This is a genomic window from Patescibacteria group bacterium (assembly GCA_034659915.1).
Classification (GTDB): Bacteria; Patescibacteriota; WWE3; order JAUXAW01; family JAYEID01; genus JAYEID01.
Map to the genome: position 1 here is coordinate 134,730 of JAYEID010000013.1, position 15,854 is coordinate 150,583.

14 protein-coding genes are annotated in these 15,854 nt (G+C 41.4%); 12 read left to right on the forward strand and 2 right to left on the reverse strand.

Going from position 1 to position 15,854, the window contains the following annotated elements:
- Positions 1-25 precede the first annotated feature (25 nt).
- Genes U9M98_02490 through U9M98_02500 form a run of 3 tightly spaced genes read left to right on the forward strand, consistent with a single transcriptional unit; the run spans position 26 to position 5,698 of the window.
- Positions 26-1,576: a hypothetical protein gene (locus U9M98_02490; GenBank protein ID MEA2020564.1), complete on the forward strand. Its 1,551-nt coding sequence runs from the start codon at positions 26-28 to the stop codon at positions 1,574-1,576.
- A gap of 15 nt (positions 1,577-1,591) precedes the next feature.
- The gene (locus tag U9M98_02495; GenBank protein ID MEA2020565.1) at positions 1,592-3,232 is read left to right on the forward strand and encodes a hypothetical protein; all 1,641 of its coding nucleotides are present in this window, start codon (positions 1,592-1,594) and stop codon (positions 3,230-3,232) included.
- 54 nt (positions 3,233-3,286) lie between these two features.
- Positions 3,287-5,698 carry a glycogen/starch synthase gene (locus tag U9M98_02500; protein ID MEA2020566.1) on the forward strand — a complete coding sequence of 804 codons (2,412 nt, stop codon included), beginning with the start codon at positions 3,287-3,289 and terminating at the stop codon, positions 5,696-5,698.
- Between the two features lie 58 nt (positions 5,699-5,756).
- On the opposite strand, the gene U9M98_02505 is transcribed toward U9M98_02500, so the two are convergent.
- Positions 5,757-6,314 (reverse strand): 3'-5' exonuclease, encoded by a 558-nt coding sequence (locus tag U9M98_02505; protein ID MEA2020567.1) that lies wholly within the window; start codon positions 6,312-6,314, stop codon positions 5,757-5,759.
- 118 nt (positions 6,315-6,432) lie between these two features.
- On the opposite strand from U9M98_02505, the gene prfB reads away from it, so the two are divergent.
- From prfB to U9M98_02540, 7 genes are all read left to right on the forward strand, one after another.
- Positions 6,433-7,467, forward strand: coding sequence for a peptide chain release factor 2 (gene prfB, locus U9M98_02510; protein MEA2020568.1), 1,035 nt, complete (start codon positions 6,433-6,435; stop codon positions 7,465-7,467).
- Positions 7,468-7,522: 55 nt separating this feature from the next.
- Positions 7,523-7,963 (forward strand): hypothetical protein, encoded by a 441-nt coding sequence (locus tag U9M98_02515; GenBank protein ID MEA2020569.1) that lies wholly within the window; start codon positions 7,523-7,525, stop codon positions 7,961-7,963.
- Between the two features lie 129 nt (positions 7,964-8,092).
- Positions 8,093-8,752 (forward strand): ATP-binding cassette domain-containing protein, encoded by a 660-nt coding sequence (locus U9M98_02520; protein ID MEA2020570.1) that lies wholly within the window; start codon positions 8,093-8,095, stop codon positions 8,750-8,752.
- Between the two features lie 54 nt (positions 8,753-8,806).
- A complete protein-coding gene (locus U9M98_02525) occupies positions 8,807-9,676 on the forward strand; it encodes a permease-like cell division protein FtsX (GenBank protein MEA2020571.1) in 870 nt (289 codons plus the stop codon).
- 42 nt (positions 9,677-9,718) lie between these two features.
- Entirely contained in the window at positions 9,719-11,080 is a 1,362-nt protein-coding gene (locus tag U9M98_02530) for a hypothetical protein (protein MEA2020572.1), read from the forward strand.
- Positions 11,081-11,275: 195 nt separating this feature from the next.
- The gene (locus U9M98_02535; protein MEA2020573.1) at positions 11,276-12,817 is read left to right on the forward strand and encodes a lamin tail domain-containing protein; all 1,542 of its coding nucleotides are present in this window, start codon (positions 11,276-11,278) and stop codon (positions 12,815-12,817) included.
- 10 nt (positions 12,818-12,827) lie between these two features.
- The gene (locus U9M98_02540; protein ID MEA2020574.1) at positions 12,828-13,295 is read left to right on the forward strand and encodes a hypothetical protein; all 468 of its coding nucleotides are present in this window, start codon (positions 12,828-12,830) and stop codon (positions 13,293-13,295) included.
- A gap of 64 nt (positions 13,296-13,359) precedes the next feature.
- Here the strand turns inward: U9M98_02540 and U9M98_02545 are convergent, their stop codons facing one another.
- A complete protein-coding gene (locus tag U9M98_02545; GenBank protein MEA2020575.1) occupies positions 13,360-13,944 on the reverse strand; it encodes a hypothetical protein in 585 nt (194 codons plus the stop codon).
- A 229-nt stretch (positions 13,945-14,173) separates the two neighbouring features.
- Here U9M98_02545 and U9M98_02550 point away from each other — a divergent pair, with 229 nt between their 5' ends.
- Positions 14,174-14,554 (forward strand): hypothetical protein, encoded by a 381-nt coding sequence (locus U9M98_02550; protein MEA2020576.1) that lies wholly within the window; start codon positions 14,174-14,176, stop codon positions 14,552-14,554.
- An 89-nt stretch (positions 14,555-14,643) separates the two neighbouring features.
- On the forward strand, positions 14,644-15,825 hold the full coding sequence (locus tag U9M98_02555) for a hypothetical protein (GenBank protein MEA2020577.1): 1,182 nt from the start codon (positions 14,644-14,646) through the stop codon (positions 15,823-15,825).
- The last annotated feature ends 29 nt before the right edge of the window (positions 15,826-15,854 follow it).

A 15,854-nucleotide genomic window follows, 5' to 3' on the forward strand; every position in this document is an offset into this window, starting at 1 on the left:
GTTTATATTAGGATAGGCCCTGTCCATGGAAAATATATCTTTTTCTGATCCGGAAACTGAATCCAAATCTTCTGGTTCCTTTTTTGGGAACATTTTTTCCTTATTGCGAAGTAAAAAAGTACTAGTAGGTGTTACTGTAGCTTTTACTCTTCTTTTGGGTGGAACTGCTGGTTTTCTTGCGTGGAGATTGCAAAAAACTGAAGAGCCAGTAAGCGAAACTCCCGCTTCGGCAGCTGGCTGCACAGGAACAAAGCTCTCTGACTATTGTGGGGGGGATAAGCCTGACTTGTGTGATGTTTCGAATTATGAATGCCACGGCGACTGTTTGAAAGCTTGGGGTAGGTGTTGTGATTTTTGTGGGGCTGGTAATACTTGTGATGACGGGCATTTTGGTTGGGTTGAGGATTGTACAGCTCAAGGCGAAGAGTGTATTGATGGTGCCTGTCGGTCTAGCGAACCTGCGCCAGAAGAATGTAAGGTTTCTTGGGCTGATGGATCAGAAACATTTACTTATAATGGTCAAGAAATAACTATTGAACAAGCATGTTTGACAGTGCACGCCGAAAATTGCCATGGGCAACCAGTAGGGTTTACTCGCTATCATTGTTATGACGGCTTTGATCCAGAAATTGGTTGCAGTGACAACCCCGTCAAAAAAGAGTTCACTATTGACTCCGATGATTATTGGAAAACAATGTGTTTACATGCGGATTTTGGGGGAGCTCCCCCCGATTGTCCTGTAGGGCAAACTGATGGGGCGGTGGGAAATCCCAATGTTTCTAATGATGCAGTGCTTTGGGAAATTGGTGACCAGTACTGTGAGGAGGAAGAGCTTACTGGGCCACGATGCAATAACATTACCGCGGAGCCTACCGGACTTCCCTATTTTGGGGGGACAGTTACCTTGACTGTTCAGGCTACTCAAGGAGATGGTGGGGCTCTTTCTTATACTTGGGGTTCTGATGCGGGTTCAATTGATCCTAATGCAGCGTCCGGTGATAATAAAGCTGTTTGGGATCTTACTAGTCTTACTAATGATACATATCAGCCAAGTACACACTACGCATGGGTAAAGGTGAGTAACGATGTTGGTTCTTCCGGTTGCGATGACCAGGATACTTGCACTGCGGATGGTGGGGGTTGTGTACTAGCTTTGGATCTCGCCCCCTTCCCAGAAGAAGATATTACTTGTGATGATTTAACTATTTCTCCCTCGCCTTCTGAAATTGAGCTTGGTGATTCTGTTAGCATTACTTGCCAAGGAAGCAGCCGTTGGTCTTACCAGGATCAGCGAGATAACCCTTATCCTATTGTCCGTATTGATTTTAAAGTTTATCTTGATCCTAAGGTTGGCTCAGCTTTTGATGGTTTTCAAGAGAACGAGCAAATTGCGGGGAGCCCATTCTCTGTTGATGTAGCGGGACAAGGTCCTACCTGGAGTGCTACTTATCCTGCTAGTTCTAGCGATGCTCCTATTGTGATTGACAAAACAGGTACATGGGGAGTAGCAAGTAGAGTTTGCGCTAATGTTCAAGGTACTGTGCAGTGTACTAATTACGCAACACCGTCGCCTTAGTAAGTAATTGTTCTTATGAATAGAAAAACTTTAACTACAATTTTGGTTGTGTTGGGAACTGTTTTTTTGGCGGTAGGAGCTGTGTTTTTAGCCTGGAAAATTTCCCGACCAGATACTACTACTGAGCCCGAACCAACCGAAGCTTCTTTTGGTGGTGGCGAGAATTGCACCCTTACTTTTACAGTTACAGAACCAGACCTTAAGATAAAGAAGTATGTAAAGGTTAAAGGTACAGATGCTTGGTACACTGATACAGAAACAACTCTTTCTAATGTAACTGTGGGTACCCTTCCCGTGGATCCAGGTACTACTGTAGTTTGGAAGATAGTACTGTGGAATTCTGGTGGTGAGGATATATCTGTTTCTGAGACTACAGATGATTATACAGCTAGTGAGATTTACAGCTCTTTTGCTGGAGCAGAACCTACTGGAACTGGACCTACTTATCAAGATTGGCCCTCTGTTATTCCTGCTGGCGGTTCAGAGGAGGAAGCTTTTGAATCTACCGATTTGTCACGGGAGTTTGAAGCTGTTGTTTTAGCGGAGGATCCATTGCTAGAAAGCGCTGGTGCTGGTTCACATTTATCTCAAAACACAGCTTATGTGACTGATTACGACCTTTCTGATTCAGCTAGTATTCGTGTTGGAGTTGAGGGTGAGTCTGATCTTCAAATTAAAAAATATGTTTGTGAAATAGATACTAGTGGGGAGTGCACAACTGCCTGGTATTCCGATACAACAAGCTCTTTATCTGAAGTTGAAGTAGGAACCTTAGCAGTTGATCCCCAATCTACGGTTAAGTGGAAGCTTGTGGTTTGGAATAGTAGGACGGCAGACGTTGAAGCCAGTTCTACAGATTCTTATGATCAGCAAGATATTTATGAAACTTTTGATGGTAGTAGCCCTGATGGTGCTGGACCATCTTTCAATTGGGGAACTATTCCTGCTAATGGAACAGAGGAAGAGTCTTTTGCTGATTCAAATCTTTACCAAACATTTACTGCAGTAGTTAAGGATAACGATTCTTTGATTCAAGATTTAGGAACCAATACTTATCTTTCTACAAATACAGGAATGTTAGATCAAGGCGGTTCAGACAGTGCTAGTATTGAAGTTACTCCTTCGGGGGAGTATGCGCTGCACATTAAGAAATATGTTCGCCAAGAGGGCGGCGAACGATGGTATGATGATCGGACAACAGTTGATATAGGGTCTGTAGTTGAGTGGCGAGTTGTGGTTTGGAATACGGGAAATGTGGATGCAGAGGATGTAAGAGTTTCGGATGTTTACACCAGTTCTAATATTTATCAAATGTTTGAAGGTGATTCTGGTTTGGATGGTACTGTTGACGAGGATTTGCGGTTTGGCACTGTTCCTGCCAATTCTACTGAAGATGACGGTGTAATAGTTGAGTTTAGTTCAACGCTATCGTCTGATCTTGCTGAGGGTAGTTACAGTTCTGTAAATACTGCCACTCTTAGGGAAAATGATCAAAGTGACGATGCTGCTATTGATGTAACTATCGAAGGTGAGCAGCCAGTTGAAGAGGAAGAGGAGGAAATAGAGGTACCGCCTACTGGGGGTAAAGAGACTTGGATAACAGTGCTGGCTTCCGTGTTGCTTTTGGTCTTGGGTGTTACTCTTATTGGCTTTTGAGCTGAGTAATTTAGTCCTCTTAAATTCTCCTAGTGTTTATTAATTTGTTAAATTATGAAAGTACTTTATTGCTCTTCAGAATGTGACCCATTTGTCAAGATTGGTGGATTGGGTGATGTTTCTGCTGCACTTCCCAAAGCTCTTTCCAGGTTAGGTGTGGAAGTTCGTGTGGCAATTCCCTTTTATGATGTGATAGAAAGGGAAAAGTTTTCCTTTGAAAAAATGGGTGAGATTGAGGTGCCTTTTGCAGATGAAACACACAAAACTGCAGTATGGCAAACACTGCTTCCGGGAACAGATGTTATGGTACTTCTTTTTGAAAATGATAAGTATTTGTTTAGCGGAGGTACAGAAGCTTTTACTGGTTTGGATGGGGAGATCCGAAGATTTGCTTTTTTTGACCGTGCTGTAGTTTCTTGGTTAGAGCAAGAACAATATTGGAAGCCGGATGTGTTGCACTTGAATGATTGGCATACAGGGCTTATTCCTAAGTATGTAGAAGAATTAGAGCCCTCTCCTGCTATCCTTCTTACTGTTCACAATCTTTCTTATCAAGGTATTTCTAGCTTAGACCTTTTTTCGGAAACAGGTCTTTCTATTGAAAACTCACGCCTCCTTTCTTGGGATGCTCAAGATGATAACATTGATTTTCTATTAGTGGGCATTGCTAAGGCGCATGTGATAAATACTGTCTCTCCTACTTACGCTAAGGAGATTTTAACTTCCGAATTTGGCGAGGGTTTGGATGAGGTTTTACGTTCCCGCAAAGCAAGAATTTTTGGTGTTTTAAATGGGATTGATACAGAATCTTTTGACCCGGAGAAAGATGGAAAAATATTTGCAAATTATACTATTGCTAACTGGAGGGATGGCAAAGCTAAAAATAAAGAAGGTTTGCAGCAGGCTGTGGGTTTAGAAGAGAATCCGGACAAGTTACTGGTTGGGTTTGTTGGGCGGCTAGATCCTGATCAAAAGGGGTTAGATTTGATTTATAAAGCATGGAGAGGTTTAAAATCATTGGATTTGCAGTTTGTTCTCTTGGGGATTGGTGATCCAGAGTGGGAGAAAAAGTTTCAGAAGTTGGATAAAAACCATGATAATTTTTCTGCTCAGATCAAATTTGACAAGCAGTTAGCCCGGCGCATTTTTGCTGGTGCAGATGTTATCCTCATGCCTTCTAAATTTGAGCCTTGCGGTTTGCCGCAAATGATGGGAATGCGTTATGGTGCGGTTCCCGTAGTACATGCTGTGGGGGGATTAGCTGATACGGTTCAGGACGGTGAGAACGGCTTTGCTTTCAGTAATTATAGTAAAAAAGGTCTTATTCAAAGCTTAAAAAGAGCTTTGCTAAGTTATAAAGTTTTTAAGGGGGTTGCGGGTGCTGACCAGAGTAAGTTAGAAGAAGCTGTTCTAGATTGGGGGTCTTTGGTAGAAGCGGGAATGGGGGTTGATTTTTCTTGGAGTACTTCTGCAAAGCAATATTTTAAACTTTATCAAAAAGCATTGGGGTACAGATTTGGTGTAGAGCGTAGCCGTGGTGCATACCGTGAAGATGCTTTTACAGGCGAGTGGCGTATAGTTTCTGAAGATGGCGGTGGTAGGTTACAGGAATCAAGCTTAGATACTCCAGAATCTTGCCCCTTCGGTGAGGGGCGAGAAAATAAAACCCCTCCCGAAGTACTAAGATTGGGTCGGGGAATTCCCAACGGTCCTGGCTGGGAAGTGCGGGTTGTTCCAAACAAATTTCCAGTCTTGTCGGGTCACGAGGTTATAATCCACAGCCCAGATCATTATTCTGATTTAGCACAGCTTCCGCTGGAACACGCGGAAAAAATAATTCAAGCATACTTATTTAGGTGTCGGCACTACGATGATAAAGGGCTACCTTTTGTTTTTAATAACCACGGACCAAATTCAGGTGCATCCCTCTCCCATCCGCACTCGCAATTAGTTGTGTTTGAGAAAATTCCAGAGTCTATTCAAGAAAAGTTGGAAAAAGCAGAACCATATTTTAGGGAAAATAAGGAGTGTCCTTACTGTGATTTAATAAAACGCGAACAGGAGGGGAAGAGAAAAGTTTTTGAGAACTCTCATTTTTTGGTTATTGTTCCTTATGCGGCAGAGTGGCCTTACGAGATGTTGGTTTTGCCTAAGGAACATGAGCCAAACTTTTCAAAAGTTGATTTAAATACAGTTACTGCTCTGGCTGACGTGTTGAAGAAAACTTGCGATGTAATGACTATGAAATTTGGGAACAAAGTTTCCTACAATTATTGGATTCATTCTTTGTCTGAGTATTTTTTGAAAAAAGATCGAGATGGTAGTTTTTATTTCCACTGGCACTTGGAGTTTGTTCCGCGGGAGAAAAAATTGGGCGGTATTGAGCTTGGTGCAGAGATTATGGCTTACGGTCACGGTACTCCCGAGCAAGCAGCCCAAGAGTTAAGAAACCTCTTTTCCTCTTAGTTTTGATTTGTAAAAGCAAAAAAAGGGTCCTCGGTTTTGTCCGAGAACCCCTTATAGACTACTTCGAAAGAGCTTTTAGAGCTTGAAAGAGTTTGTGGGTAGCGTGTGCATCGCTTAATGCGTAGTGGGGCTGCTTGTTTTCAATTCCGAAATGTTCACACATTTCAGTTAGTCCCAAACCACTTACCTCAGGATTACCTTGAAGTTCCCAATAGGCGATAGAAGCCACATCTAAGTAGTGGTAGTCGAACTTGGGTTTTATATTGAGTTTATTGAGGGCAGGGATAAGAAAACTCATGTCGAACCCAACATTATAAGCTGCTAGCAACTTACTGGCAGCAAAACAGTTAAAAATCCTTAGTCCATGTTCGAGTTCTACAGCAGTTCGCCACCGCTTTTTGCTGTATTGGTTGATTTCGAGGGCTTGGGGGTCTGCTGTTTCAATGTGGCAGGGTGCGATTTTTATTTCAAATTCCCCAAAAGCTCGGAAATAGGGTGGTCTCGCAACTACAGCTGCTACCTCAATAATTTCATGGCGTAACGGGTCGAGGCCCGTGGTTTCCAAGTCGAAAAATACCAAGCACCGGTCAAGTAATCTATGTGTACTTTTTGACATCTTTCTCCTTTTCCTCTCTCTTTTTCAGATCCTAACTATGCGGGGCTTTAAATTAACAAGTTGTCTTATAATTGTCAATGATTTAGAATGCTTTGCCTTGTGGTAAAATAATTTTAAGATGGATGCTGATTTTGTAGAACGCTTAGAAGCTATTAAGCAAAAATTAAATATTGAGGAAAAAAGGCGAGAATTGTCGGAGCTATACGAGAAATCAGAAGACCCTGATCTTTGGGACGACTGGCGAAGAGGACAAGAAGTAATGAAGAAAATTTCTATCCTGGAGGAAGACCTAGAAGCTTTGGAGGAGGTTGAGGGTTTGCTGGAAGGTTGGAAAAACAATGAAGTAGAGGATGAGGAATTGGAGGAAGCACTTTCGCACCTGGAGCTTAAAACTTATCTTTCTGGGAATTATGACTCTTATGATGTTTTTCTTTCTATCCATGCTGGTCAGGGTGGTACTGAGGCTATGGATTGGACAGAGATGTTAGCTAGAATGTATGAGCGTTATGCTGACGCGCAAGGATGGGATATTACTAAGGTTGAGGAATCTCCTGGAGAAGAGGCGGGTCTTAAATCTGTAACATATAAAGTTGAAGATTCAAATGTTTACGGATATTTAAAGGGTGAGGCAGGGGTGCACCGATTAGTGCGACAATCGCCTTATAATGCTGATAATCTCAGACAAACATCGTTTGCATTGGTAGAAATTATGCCGGTTATAAAAGACGATGTTGAGGTGGATTTGAGTCCTGAGGATATCGAATTTTCATCTTTTCGTTCTGGGGGTCCTGGGGGTCAAAATGTGAATAAGGTTTCAACTGCAGTGAGGTTAAAGCACAAACCAACTGGAATTAGGGTTGAATGTCAGATGGAAAGAACCCAACAAAGAAATAGGGAGAGAGCTATGGAAATGCTCCGCGCCCGTCTCTACCAGAAAAAGCTGGAAAAACGGAGAAAAGAGAGGGAAAAGTTAAAAGGGGATTATGAGGTTCCGGGGTGGGGGCACCAAATTCGTTCTTATGTTTTACACCCTTATAAAATGGTAAAAGATTTACGAACAGGGGTTGAGGTTAAGCAGCCGGAGGAAGTTTTGGATGGAAACTTGGATGAATTTATTGAAGCCCAATTGCGCCAAGGTATTGGGGTAGTGTAAGATATAGAAAATTAGTAGTTAGTCGAGGAGTTTTTAAACCTTTTGTAATTCTTAAATGCCAACTCTGTCCCAAAGTAATTCCCAAAAAATTTTTGTCCTTATTGCTGTTTCCCTCTTTTCAGCTATTATTGGTTATAGTCTAATAAAAATTATGGAAAGTGGCTTATTATCACGACAGGAGGGTTGGGAGAGTTCTATTGTGGAAGAAGAAGGTAAAGAAAAACAGGATCAAGCAAGTTTGGACAGTTCTGCTGATTCTGATCTACAGTCAGGCTGGCAGAGCTATTCCGGTACTATTGATATTTCTCAAAGTGCGCCCGGAGGCGCTACTCATGTTTTGATAGGGTCGGGTGGCGAAGAAATTATTTACTTAGCAGCCGGGGATGATAAACTAATTGTTGCCGAGTCCCTAGAGGCAGAAGTTCAGGGACCGATACGTGATTTAGAAGATAGCAACAAAAAGCTAATGCAGGTAGAGAGAGTAGTGTTTAAGTAACCAAATCCGAGATTCTAAGCACAAAAACCCGAAGAGTATCTAGCGACTAAGAACTTAAAATTTTTATAGGTTTTAAACTTGGAAATCTGGGTTTGAAATTTATTTTAAGTTTCGAACTTTCTTTTATTTATGCTTGTTTTTGATTCTGTAACAAAAGAATATCCAGACGGGACTTGTGCTCTTCGTGAAATTACCTTTTCGGTTTCCGAAGGTGATTTTGTTTTTGTGGTTGGTCCTTCGGGATCGGGAAAAACAACTCTAATAAAAATGATTTTGCGAGAGGAGCTGCCCACAGAGGGAACACTCTATTTTGAGGATTGGGAAATACCACGTCTTAGTGATAGTATGGCTACAGAGTTACGTCGGCAGCTGGGAACAGTGTTTCAAGAGTATAAACTAATACCGTCCCGAACTGTTCTGGAAAATGTAATTCTTCCCTTGGAAATAATGGGGGAGGAAAATGCAAAGGATCGTGCGCTGGAGACCCTTTCTTTGGTTGGGTTGGAAGACAGAGCGAATCTTTTCCCTCAGAACTTGTCGGGTGGAGAAAAACAGCGCGTTTCTTTTGCGCGTGCTTTGATTCACAAGCCGCGTTTGTTGTTAGCAGATGAGCCTACAGGTAATATTGATCGAGGGTCCTCGGAAAAGATTTGTGAAATTTTGGAGCGTATAAACAAAAATGGCACTACAGTTTTGGTTTCTACTCATGATATTTGGATAGTTGACCAGTTTGATAAACGTACCTTGGAGTTGGAAGATGGTAAATTAGTTGGTGAAACTGATAAATAAAGCTTTTTTGTAGTTTGTTGTTTGCACGATTGTATATTTTTGTGTTTTAATCTTATGAATGTTTTTAAGCAAGCATTGGTAAATATTTGGAGGGACAAAGGTATTAGCTTTGCAGCTCTTCTTGTAACCACCTTAACCTTTTTTGTAACTACAGTTTTTGTTTTGGTTGCTTTGAGTTCACATGTTACCTTGGATTATTTGGAAAGTCGTGCTCAACTTACAGCTTTTTTTAAGCCAGAAACTCTGGAGGAGGATATACTAGAGCTAAAGTCTAGGTTAGAGCAGTCTGCTAGTGTTCTTGAAGTAACCTATACTTCCAAGGAGCAGGCGTTGGAGATTTATAGGCAAGATTATCAAGACGAGCCTGCCTTATTGGAGTCTATATCTGCTAACATATTTCCGGCTAGCTTGGATATTCGGGCGGAAGACATAGAAAAATTGGATAGTATAAGTCAGGTGTTAAACAACAATGAGCTGGTAGAAGAGGTGGTTTATTTTCAAGATGTAGCGCAAAACTTTAAGCAAGTTTCTGATGCTATAAGAAGTGGGGGGTTAGTGTTGGTGGCAGTTTTTGCTGCTATTTCCTTATTTATAATTTTGCTTGCAATTGGGGTGAGTATTCATAGCAAGAAAGAAGAAATTGAGATTATGCGCCTGCTTGGCGCTGGGAAATGGTATATCCGGGCGCCATTTCTGCTTCAAGGAGCTTTTTATGGGCTGGGGGCTGTTCTTGTTTCTCTTGCTATTGTTGCTGGCTTAGGTGTTTATTTTTATCCGCAACTAACGTCTTTGCTTCGAGATGTTCCTTTGCCAGAAGTAACCCCAGTATTAGCTTTAGAAGTTGTGGGCGGCGAGCTTTTGGGCGCTGCTTTTCTGGGTATGTTAGCTGCGTACTTAGCAACTCGTAAATACTTAAAGGCTTAGCTAGTATAGGTTTTTTCCATTTCGTGCTAAAATACACTAGTTATGTTTGGGTTGCCTGTCCAAAAGAAATATCTTTTTTCCTTCTTCCTTCTTCTTGCTTCTATTACTATTTTTGTTTCGCATCCTTATTCTCTTTGGGCTGAAGATACCGACAGTGCAAGCTCAGATGAACAGTCGGAAGAACAGACTGAGGAAGAAGAGGAAGGTATAAGTGAAGAGGAAATGAAGGATTTAGAAAAGGAAATAGAAGAGCTTGAAGATAAGTTGAGCGAGGCAAGGGGAAGAAAGACTACACTACAAAATGAAATTGCCTATATGGATAATCAGATTTATCTTACTAATCTGAGAATAAACGAAACCCAGTCAAGATTGTATGCAAAAGCAAAAGAACTAGAGGAGCTAAATACAGATATAGAAAAATTGGAAGAACGCATTCTTACCTTGGATGAACTTTTGGAGGAGCAAAAGAGTGTTCTACAGCAGCGGGCTAGGGAAAGCTACAAATCGTCGCGCTTTTCAACCTTTGAACTTCTTTTTGGTGCTCGAACTTTATCTCGACTTATTGACCGGGTTAAGTATTTGCGGGTGTTGGAGAAAAAGGATCAGGAACTTATTGACGAAATGGAGATTACTAAGGGTGACTGTACTGAGCAGAAAAATTTGCTGGAAGTGAAAAAAGTAGAAGTGGAACAAGTAAAGGCGGAGATAGAGAGTTACAAGCAAACTTTGGAAGCACAAAAAGCCCAGTTGGATGGACAACGGCGAGAGAAAGAAAACTTGCTGGCAGCGACAAAAAATGATGAGCAAAAGTACCAAGATCTGCTAAGAGAAGCGCGGGCAGAGCTAGCAGCTATGCGGGCGTTTGTTACTGCTCAGGGAGGAGCAACTCTGCTTTCTGGGCAGACGGAATGTGATGATTGGGGTTGTTATTATAACCAGCGAGATAGAGAATGGGGAACTTATAATTTGGGCAGTTCTAACTACTCCGTTGCCGGTTATGGCTGTTTGGTATCTTCGGTAGCAATGATTGCTACCTATCATGGCTACGATATTACGCCTAAAGATATTGCATTAGTAGATTCTGCTTTTGTCCCAGATTTGGGTTACTTGTACGTTTATCTAACAGATAGTGATGGTAATAAGATTCCTATTGAGGTGAACGGGTTCAAGTTCTATAGAGATTTGTCCTGGGGGAATAGTTCTTTGGATTCTGCTTTAGAAAAAGGACCGGTCATTGTTCGTCTTTCAGCCTTTGGTGGAACCCACTTTGTGGTAATTAAGGAAAAGAAGAACGGAGAATACATTATGAAAGACCCCTGGTATGAAGGTGCAAACAATGTTCCCCTATCCAAATACTACAGCAAAAGCTCCATTACCCGCGTCGACCGTGTAGTTGTCCGTTAACCACTCTTTTAGACCTCCGAGGTCTATTAGCCCTTTTCTTATAATCAAAGGTTAGCAATAAAATTATTCCTGTTTTTTTCGATTCTTAAGGCTTTTGTTATAGCCTTTTAGACCTTAGAGGTCTATGAGCGCTTTGTTGATAGGGGAAATGTTGGGGTTTGGGGTCGGTGGGGGGTTGTGGTATTCTGGCTTCGGATGAGGGTGTCCGGAAAAGAAAAACCTCTTGTTGTAATTATTTTTCTTGTGGTTGGGTGTATTGCATTGTTTCTATTTTCCTCTTTTTGGAGCTCCCTTTTAGAATATTGCTTTTTTGGGTCCACAGCAACAGAAAGTTCTGTCAGTGTTGTTTCCACTATCCCTATTCCTGAAGCCTTTGCAAGGACGGGTCTTGCGAGCACTTTATTGGCGGGTAATTCTAATGACAAGCGAGTTAATGTTGATTGGTCGGTGAGTGCGGTAGCGGGTACGGGAAATATAAAACTTTCCTGGGAATCTTCTTTTTCTAATGTTTATTATAGAGTTTATGTTGACGATGGTTCTGGTTTTGATTTGGGAATTGCTGTGGGCAGCCAATTAGTTTACAATTTTGAAGGTTTAGAACAAGGGAAAGAGTATGTTTTTAAGGTTGCTGCGCTAGACAATGATTTTCAGGAACTTAGTCACGTAACACTTCGTGCGGCTACTGAAGAGCAAGAAGTTTTTCCCGGAGATGTTGTGATTAACGAGATTGCGTGGATGGGAACACGCGCCTCTTACAACGATGAATGGATAGAGCTTTATAATAATGCGAATAATGATTTGAATTTAGATGGTTGGTTACTGGTGGCAGAGGATGGATCTCCCGAGATTGAAATAGCAGGCAGAATTGCTGCTGGCGGTTATTTCCTTTTAGAGCGGACAGATGACAATACAGTTAGTGATATAGAGGCAGATCTTATTTATACGGGGGCTCTTGGAAATGGTGGTGAGTATTTAAAGTTAGTGGACTCAGGGAGGCAAGTTGTGGATGAGGTGGATTGTTCTGAGGGTTGGTTTGCGGGAGACAACGATTTAAAGTTGTCTATGGAAAGGATTTGGCCAGAAAATGCTGGCAGTTCTAAGATTAATTGGATGAGTAATAATAGCAAAGTAACTTTTGGTAAAGATGCAGATGGTTCTGATATTTTGGGGACACCTTTACATGAAAATAGCATTTATGGCGCAGAGTATGTTGGTGAAGAGGATGAAGAAAGGGAAATAGAGTTTGAATTACCTAGTAGTGTTAGGGTTGACGAGCCCTTTACAACTACGGTGCGAATAAAAAATTTTGAGTCAGATTCGTTCTATTATGTAAAAATTCTTGCTGCAGAGGATGAAAATTTTTACAATGCGCGAACCCTTTCCGCTGACGAGAAAAAATGGTTAGCTTGGAATGCAGCGTGGGCTGATTTCCCCCAGCTTGAAACAGATAGTAGCGGTGATGCCAATTTTGAGGTGTTGGCAAGAATCAAAAAAGAGAGTTCACCTGGAGAGTTTAAGATAAAAGTTCGGTTGCGAAAAGTTACGGATGGTGTAAATATTGATTCGAAGGAAAAGAACATTTTGGTAGAGCCTGGATTGCAGAGTAATGTTGTTTTAGCAGCCACCAAGCTCCCAAAAACAGCAATTTCAAAAGAGTTACAAAAGCTAATTGGTAAAGTTTTTATCTGTGTTGGCTTTGCTTTACACCTTCTTTTGCAGTCTCTAAAACTTAGATAGTTTTATTTTTATGAAAATTAATTGGGATTATTTTGAAAAGATCAAACCGATTTTGAGAAAGCTCTGCAGAAAAGTGGAAGGAGACTTTGTGGTTTTTGGATCAGCTCCCCTTTATCTGTTTGGTGCTTTGAAGTTTGAGGGGTTAGGGAATATGCATGATTTAGATATTCTTTTAGATGGACATGTGAAGAATTCTGCCATTGAAAAAACTGTTTACTTTGAGAATGACAAGAATCAAAAACTTTATAAACTATCTATTGATGGTGTGAATATTGATGTGGGAACTCTTTGGCCTGGACATGAGGAGTGGTTTGAAAAGGTTTTTGAAAATTCGCAGGAAATTAATGGTTACAAATTTGCTAGTTTGGAGACTGTTCTAGAATGGAAAAAACGAAATATAAAAAAGTACGATCGCAAAAAAGATAAGGAAGCAATTGCTAGAATAAAGAAATTTTTACCAACCTACGGGACTGGGTGAAAACCCGCTCATATCTTCAGTTGGGCACGAAAAGATACGAGCGGGGTTTGGATGAGGTTTGGTCCTACCCTTCTTTGTCCTTGTCATAGTTTTCCGTAAACGTTTGTATAGTCTGGACCCGATCATTTATATAGGCAAGTGCCTTAGAAAGTGCATCTAGATCCTCGAGACTTATTGTTAGGGGTTCCCTGTATTGGTCTAAGATAGTAACCTTCTCTTTTTCGGTTTCCCAGCAAATTTGGGAAAGGCTACATTCAGTTGAAGTGGGAACGATTTTGAGCTTCCCGGTTCGTTCGGTGGTTACTGCTAATTCAGGTTCGGAGTGTTCTCTTATACCGTTTTGCCAAAAAGTTTTTTGGTTGCTGTTGTTTCCGAAGCGTAAACCCACTTGGGCACGGATGATGCTTGTGCCCTTAAGTACGAGCTTTGCATCCAGGCTTTGTCCCTTCGAAAGGTCTCCTTCCAGTTCTAGAAGTGCTGACTGAGGTACAGGGACCATTGCTTCTTTGCTTATTCCCCTGTGCCATTGAACTTTAATGTAGAACAGATAGGAAATTCCTTCTTCAGTTTCTACCTCAGTGATGCATTTGGGTATGGCACGAACTTTTGTAGTGCGCTTCTTGGTTCCTTTTATTTTTATATTTTTCACTTTTCTCTCCTCTCTTGCTTTTTATGTATTATTTAGTTTCAATTTTGGTTCAAATTTTCAATACTTGTTTGAATAATAACACATAGGTTTAGTAGGTTTGGAGTCGGTTTTAGGATTATGTTATTCTCTTTATTGGACATAACAGTGTTCTTGCAAAGACTTCTTGGATAAGGTTTAAGTGCAGATAAGCGAAGAAAGGATAGGAGCTGAAAAAGGGAGGTGAGTTGGGTTGTTTTCGCTACTTAGAAATACGGGTAAGCAGTTAAAGGAGGCTTGGAACCGGTTTTTTTTACGGTTCCTGAGTAGGGCTCGCATTCTTGTTTTCGCTATTGAAGAGTATCCCGAGGTTCAGGAGTTGGTTTTCGAGTTGGAAAAGGCAGGTTGTGTAGTTGACTTTTGTAACCGACCTGCCATAGTTTGTGGGAATGTGCAAAAGCACTGTGACCTTGTAGTCTTTTTCGCAGATGGGTTGGATGTAGCACCCCTTATTGGCGCCTATGTTGACAGTAATGATGCTCCTCGGGTAGCCGCAGTTACTGCTTATGAGAGCAAAATTTCGCGGTTGCAAGCGGCGGGAGCTCATCCTGTGGTGCTGTTAACGAAGGATTAGCTACTTTTTTCTGTTCCGGAGTAGTAGTACGAAGCTGCTACTCCGGCTTCTTTTTTACTTTTCTCAAATATGTTAAAATTCTTATGGAGATGGGTGCTTATACCGATACTATTTCTAGATTAATTTCTTATTCTGCTTCTCCTGATTCTTCTTTATTTTTTCTTAGCGCATACCTTCCTAAAAAAGGTAGGAACAAAGATGAAGTTAATAAACATGTTAAGTCACATATTTTCTCTGTTTTTCGTAATCATCAAGAATTGAAGAAGTACAAGGATTTGCGGCATGCGGTTGTTAAAGCTGTTCAAACTCAAGTGGATCTTCTGGATACTTTACGGCAGGGCTTAGCCATATTTGTTAAGGTTAATTTGGATAAATTAACTGGTGCAGGTAGTGAAATACCAGAAGAGGACGTATTTGTTTTAGCATTAAACCGTGCTCCTAGAAAAGAGTTAAGGATTGGGAAAACATTTGATCTAGATCAGCTGGTTTGGATGAATAATGTAGCAGCTACAGCTTTGGTAATGAGCCTTCAAGGTAAGGAGGCGAAACTATACTGTATTGATTTGGGAGGTATTAAACCGGAGACAAAGCAACAGGTTCCAGTAGAAGTAAAGGAGGAGCCCGAGTATTTGGAGCAATTTTCTCCCATTGACTTTCGAGGAATGTACCATGGTACAGGATCAGAAAAGGTTAGTCGTCGAAGAGAAATGGAAAGGGAGCAGCTTCTTAGAGATGTGAAAGAAGCTATAAAGACAAAAATGGTACCTTCCAATTATAAATTTTTAATAATTTATGCTTCTTCTAACTTTTCGGAATTGGTGCCTTCGCTAGTTAATGACCCAACAATTGCCCCTGCTAGTACAAGGGTGGTTGTGGAAGAAAAAACTATTGAGGATGAAACTGCGTTGAAAAAGGATGCTCGGGAAAAGGTTGCTCAAGCTCAGGAAGAACAGAAAGAACAGTTTTTAAACAGAGCCAGAGAAGTCCCGGATCGGTATGTGGAGGGTTGGCAGGATGTTGTTCGGGAAGCGCGAGAAGGAAGTATTGGTATGCTTTTTGTGAAACCCGATTTGGAAATGCACGGTTCTGTTTTAGATGAGGAGTTCCCCCATTTGCAAAAGTATCCCGGTAGTCGAGAGGTTACTGATTTGGCACCGTGGGTAGTGAGACGAGTAGTGAGGACCGATGGGGAAGTTGTTGTGTGGCGGGGACCAGTGGCGAGGGATTTACCGGACATCGCTGCATTCCTGCGGTATAGGAAGGAAAGTTAAGGGAATGTCCGCTAAGGAAAAACCTTCGA

Bases quoted from the DNA above. Each gene is read 5' to 3' on its own strand.
- U9M98_02490 (MEA2020564.1), top strand. From the start codon at position 26: ATGGAAAATATATCTTTTTCTGATCCGGAAACTGAATCCAAATCTTCT.
- U9M98_02495 (MEA2020565.1), top strand. From the start codon at position 1,592: ATGAATAGAAAAACTTTAACTACAATTTTGGTTGTGTTGGGAACTGTT.
- U9M98_02500 (MEA2020566.1), top strand. From the start codon at position 3,287: ATGAAAGTACTTTATTGCTCTTCAGAATGTGACCCATTTGTCAAGATT.
- U9M98_02505 (MEA2020567.1), bottom strand. From the start codon at position 6,314: ATGTCAAAAAGTACACATAGATTACTTGACCGGTGCTTGGTATTTTTC.
- prfB (MEA2020568.1), top strand. From the start codon at position 6,433: ATGGATGCTGATTTTGTAGAACGCTTAGAAGCTATTAAGCAAAAATTA.
- U9M98_02515 (MEA2020569.1), top strand. From the start codon at position 7,523: ATGCCAACTCTGTCCCAAAGTAATTCCCAAAAAATTTTTGTCCTTATT.
- U9M98_02520 (MEA2020570.1), top strand. From the start codon at position 8,093: ATGCTTGTTTTTGATTCTGTAACAAAAGAATATCCAGACGGGACTTGT.
- U9M98_02525 (MEA2020571.1), top strand. From the start codon at position 8,807: ATGAATGTTTTTAAGCAAGCATTGGTAAATATTTGGAGGGACAAAGGT.
- U9M98_02530 (MEA2020572.1), top strand. From the start codon at position 9,719: ATGTTTGGGTTGCCTGTCCAAAAGAAATATCTTTTTTCCTTCTTCCTT.
- U9M98_02535 (MEA2020573.1), top strand. From the start codon at position 11,276: ATGAGGGTGTCCGGAAAAGAAAAACCTCTTGTTGTAATTATTTTTCTT.
- U9M98_02540 (MEA2020574.1), top strand. From the start codon at position 12,828: ATGAAAATTAATTGGGATTATTTTGAAAAGATCAAACCGATTTTGAGA.
- U9M98_02555 (MEA2020577.1), top strand. From the start codon at position 14,644: ATGGGTGCTTATACCGATACTATTTCTAGATTAATTTCTTATTCTGCT.